Annotated in this window: 7 protein-coding genes; all 7 read right to left on the reverse strand. The window is 39.9% G+C overall.

Going from position 1 to position 4,527, the window contains the following annotated elements; all coding sequences use genetic code 11:
- The coding region (gene rsmI, locus RT405_RS01930) for a 16S rRNA (cytidine(1402)-2'-O)-methyltransferase (RefSeq protein ID WP_313467105.1) at positions 1 to 698 on the reverse strand (698 nt) is incomplete at its 3' end.
- The gene (locus RT405_RS01935) at positions 676 to 1,035 is read right to left on the reverse strand and encodes a GIY-YIG nuclease family protein (protein WP_313467107.1); all 360 of its coding nucleotides are present in this window, start codon (positions 1,033 to 1,035) and stop codon (positions 676 to 678) included. The genes RT405_RS01935 and rsmI, both read right to left, overlap by 23 nt.
- The gene (locus RT405_RS01940; protein ID WP_313467119.1) at positions 1,019 to 1,774 is read right to left on the reverse strand and encodes a tRNA1(Val) (adenine(37)-N6)-methyltransferase; all 756 of its coding nucleotides are present in this window, start codon (positions 1,772 to 1,774) and stop codon (positions 1,019 to 1,021) included. Before RT405_RS01940 ends, RT405_RS01935 begins: the two co-directional genes overlap by 17 nt.
- A gap of 109 nt (positions 1,775 to 1,883) precedes the next feature.
- Entirely contained in the window at positions 1,884 to 2,867 is a 984-nt protein-coding gene (locus RT405_RS01945) for an NAD(P)H-quinone oxidoreductase (RefSeq protein WP_313467109.1), read from the reverse strand.
- Between the two features lie 127 nt (positions 2,868 to 2,994).
- A complete protein-coding gene (locus RT405_RS01950; protein ID WP_313467110.1) occupies positions 2,995 to 3,201 on the reverse strand; it encodes a hypothetical protein in 207 nt (68 codons plus the stop codon).
- A 190-nt stretch (positions 3,202 to 3,391) separates the two neighbouring features.
- A complete protein-coding gene (locus RT405_RS01955; protein ID WP_313467112.1) occupies positions 3,392 to 4,300 on the reverse strand; it encodes a 1,4-dihydroxy-2-naphthoate polyprenyltransferase in 909 nt (302 codons plus the stop codon).
- Positions 4,290 to 4,527: hypothetical protein (locus tag RT405_RS01960; RefSeq protein ID WP_313467114.1), on the reverse strand; the 238-nt coding region annotated here is incomplete at its 5' end. The genes RT405_RS01960 and RT405_RS01955, both read right to left, overlap by 11 nt.

Below are 4,527 nucleotides of genomic sequence, written 5' to 3' on the forward strand. Positions count from 1 at the left end.
CCTTCAATGATCAAACAAAATTCGCCGCGTACTTCTGATGTCGCTGCCCATTCTAATGTTTCCGCTACCGTACCACGGATGAATTCTTCATACCGTTTAGTTAATTCACGACAGCAAACGATTCTTCGTTCTGCTCCAAAGACCGTCACCATATTTTTTAAAACTTCTTTTAAACGATGAGGCGATTCATATAAAATCAAGGTCTCTGGCCGCTGATTTAATTCTTTCAATTCTTGGAGCTGTTCTTTTTTCTTGCGTGGTAAAAATCCATAAAAATAAAAGGGCTGCGGAGCAATGCCTGAAGCGATCAAAGCGGTCAATCCGGCATTTGCTCCAGGTAATGGAACAACGGGTATCCCGGCTTCAATACAAGCCACCACTAATTCATGCCCTGGATCACTGATGGAAGGCATCCCTGCATCGCTAACTTGTGCAATTGTCACTCCTTCGTGTATTTTTTCGAGGAGTTGCACAATGCGTTCTTGGGTATTGTGTTCATGAAAACTGATCTGCGGCGTTTTGATTTCAAAATGATTCAACAGCTTCTGGGTATTGCGTGTGTCTTCAGAAGCAATAAGATCAACCTCTTTTAATATCCGAATGCCACGAATCGTCATATCTTCCAAGTTTCCAATAGGCGTGGGTACCAAATACAACATGCCTCTGCTTTCTTTTTCAAAACTCTTTTGACTCTGCATTTTCTTTCTCCTCCTCTGCTGTTAACTGTTCAGTGTTCACAATACATGATTGAGTTGAATCCATTGGCAAGTGAACACCTTGTGCTTTTAAAAACTGTTCTTTCTTCCTACGCGTTTGCTTTTTAAAGGCATACTCTGCTTTAGTTGCCTCGCTGCGTGTTTTAAAGGCTTCTGCATAAATCAACTTGACCGGGCGACGACCAGCTGGTCTAGTATATTTTGCGCCAATGCCTTCGTTGTGTTCCTGCTCCCGGCGAGTCAAATCGGTTGTATACCCCCCATAAAAACTGCCATCACCGCAATACAGCACGTAAAAATAACTAATTGTTTTTGCCATAGAGCATCTCACTCACTTCAGGCAAATACCGATTGTCCTCGCCATAGACAAAAAGCGGCGGTAAAACACGAAAACCGGTATCTTTGCCATCTTTAATGCCTTCGATCAATAATGTGTTCGCTTCTTTGCCGACTTTAGGATAAACCAAGCGCATTTTTTTAGGAGCCAAGCGGTGTTTCTTCATCGTGGCCAAAATTTCGATCAGCCGATCCGGACGGTGGACAAAATATGCTTTGCCGTTCATTTTCAACAGTCCACTAGTTTCTTTCATTACTTCATCCAAATTTGTGTGCAATTCATGGCGAGCAATCGCTAAATGAGAATTTGGGTTTTTAACACTGGTCCCTTTGTTGATGAAGTAAGGTGGGTTACACGTCACCACATCAACGGAATCTTTTTTGATCCAATTGGTCGCTTGGTTTAAATTGCTGTGAATCATGGTTAACTGGTTTTCTAAACCATTTAACTGGATGCTGCGCTCGGCCATTCCTGCCAGCCGTTTTTGTAATTCAATACCGATGATGGGACTTTTCGTTTTCTGGCTCAATAGCAGTCCCACCACACCATTTCCTGCACATAAATCTACGATGGTCGCCCGATCATGCCGCGGCACTTGTGCAAAATCTCCTAGCAATACTGCGTCCAATGAAAAAGAAAAGACGGTCGGGCTCTGGATAATTTTTAATTGGTGGCTTAATAAATAATCAATACGTTCGTCTTCTTGTAACCATTGGTCCACTTCTGACACTTCCTTCAATGTGTAATTCGCTCCCCATTATAGCATAAAAAAAAGACCAAAAGCAGTGCTCTTGATCTCCTATTGTCTTCATATTCACTTAGCCTTACAGTTAAGACCGAACCTTCATAATGATTTTTCCGATGTTTTTATTAGCTTCCATGTACTGGTGAGCTTGGACGACCTCTTCTAATTGAAAAGTAGTGTCAACAATCGGACGAATGGTGTCATGTTTAAAATATGGCAAGGCAATTTTGAGAAACTCTTGCGTTAGTTCTGCTTTATATTCATCGCTGCGCGGTGTTAATAAGGTAGCTTTTAAGGTAATCCGTTTTGCTAGCAACGCTGATAAATCTACTTCTTTGACAGTTGCCCCACCTAGTGTTCCTATCAATACCCAGCGGCCATCTGTTTTGATGCTTTTCAGATTATTCTCCCAATAAGAAGCTCCAATAAAATCAAGAATGACATCCACACCGGCTTGATCGGTATAATCAAGCACTTCTTCAGCAAAGTTTTCTTCTTTGTAATTGATGGTTTTATCTGCTCCTAACGTTTGGCAAACGGCTAATTTTTCGGCTGAACCGGCAGTTGCAATAACCCGGGCTTGGGTTAGGTGTTTTGCCATTTGAATAGCAGCTGTTCCTACACCGCTGGCACCTGCATGGATCAAAACGGTCTCAGCTGTTTTCAGCTCTCCTAACCAATACAAGGTTTGGTACGCCGTTAAGAAGACTTCTGGAATAGCGGCTCCTTGTTCAAAACTCATATTTTCTGGTAAAAGAATCGCACGATCTGCTGGCAAAACGGCATATTCTGCATAGCCGCCGTGGTTCACTAGACCGGCTACTCTGGTTCCAGTCTTATACTTTTCACCATTTCCACGATTTTCGACGACCACACCGGCAATCTCCACACCTAGAATGGGATACGGCTCAGCTAGATTCGGATTCGAACGTGTTACTATATCCGTTCGGTTCAACGCTGCTGCATGTACCTCTACTAATAACTCGCCTACTTTTGGAATCGGCTTATCGCGTTCTTGGATCTCCATTTGTTCGACTCCACCCGGCTGTTTGATACTGACTGCTTTCATGTTTGCCCTGCCTCCTTTTCTTCTGCTTATAAAGCAGCTCTAAAAAAAGGTAAAAAGACAAAAACATCTTTTCACCTTTTTTTATCTGCCTACCCGTAGTTATTTGTGCGCTTTATTCAGTAACCGCTTAAATTAATTCACTGGCTTCTTTTAATTCAAACGTTTCATCTTTATGCGCCTTAAGGAATTCAAACGCTTTAGGTTCGTTTTTTAATACGATTTCCTCTTCTGTTTCGTCTGCTTTGGTCATCGTGAATGTAAAACTAGTTGTCTCTTTTTGTCGCGTTAAAAATTCTTCTAATTCAACGTTAGACATTTTGTTTAGTTTATGCACTTTAAATCCCACCTTTGTTTTTTTGCAGTATCGTTCTAAATCCAATATACCACTCAACGATGTGAAATTCTAATAATATACTCTTAAGGAAAAACCATATTACACAAAAAAGAGCGAATAAACTTCGCTCTCTTGTTAAACCTATCTATTCCAATTTATTCATTTTAACAAATCTCATTATTTTCATGTTTTAAAAATGCAATAAAATCCCCAATGCGAAGGCAACGATCAGAAAAACCGGAATAATAGCAGAATTCTGAACAGCGTACATAAAGGTTTGAGATTTTACTTGAACAGCCAAAAATTTATCTGTATTCTTTTTCTCCAATGGAATAGAGAGTAAAGCTAGCAGAACCATTTTTGGATAAACACCGATAAAAACTGAAACAATCAATGAAACATAGGCTAAAATGTAAAGCCATTTGAACAAAACAAGCGATTTTGGTTTTCCAATATAATAAGGCAACGTAAACCGCTTATCTTCAATATCTTCTTCCAAGTCGCAAATGTTATTCGCCAACATAATATTTGTAACAACAATAACCGTCGGCAAGGCCGCTAAGAAAATTTTTCCAAATGTTGGACCATCAAGTGTCATAACATTGAATGCATTGACGTAAACCGTAATAAAATAGATTCCAAAGCCCATCGCAATACCTGAAAAAGCTTCGCCGAATGGCGTACTTGAAATCGGCAGTGGACCCGCAGTATATAAAATTCCAATCAAAAAGCAAATAAGTCCCATATAAAGCAACGCCATACTGGTTTGAGCCACTAAGTAGATTCCTAATAAAGCTGAAATGATTCCTGTAATCGAGTAAACTTTTTTGACTGCCGGCATAGAAAGTTTTTCCTTACCGATCGTCATTTCTTGTGCGCTTGGATCCTTTTTATTGCTAGCTGTCTCATAGTCTAAATACTCGTCTCGTGTATTAACTGCCGCATGAAATAACACAACAGCGACAAACAAAACAAGTGAATTCACTACATTCAGTTCTTGATAATGGTACCAACTGTATAAAAGCCCAACCAACACCGGAAATATACTGGCAGTAGTGGAATACAATTGGGCTAGTTTAATAATTGCCTTAAAGTTCATATAACCCTTCCTCTAACTCTTTTTTTTGAATACGTTTGAAAGCTGAAAAACAGATAGATATCAGCAGCTTCTCTAATATGCGACGAAGTCTGACTGTTGTCAAGAAAAAAGGACCTAATCTCATTACAAAAATAAACAAACCGAAAAAGATGACTCCGATATAGTCAACCGAAATCACCCTTATTTCATTCATTTTTATCTTCGATCGCCGTAAATAACGTCTAAGC

Source organism: Carnobacterium sp., from assembly GCF_032094055.1.
Taxonomy (GTDB): Bacteria; Bacillota; Bacilli; order Lactobacillales; family Carnobacteriaceae; genus Carnobacterium_A.

Bases quoted from the DNA above. Each gene is read 5' to 3' on its own strand.
- RT405_RS01935 (WP_313467107.1), bottom strand. From the start codon at position 1,035: ATGGCAAAAACAATTAGTTATTTTTACGTGCTGTATTGCGGTGATGGC.
- RT405_RS01945 (WP_313467109.1), bottom strand. From the start codon at position 2,867: ATGAAAGCAGTCAGTATCAAACAGCCGGGTGGAGTCGAACAAATGGAG.
- RT405_RS01955 (WP_313467112.1), bottom strand. From the start codon at position 4,300: ATGAACTTTAAGGCAATTATTAAACTAGCCCAATTGTATTCCACTACT.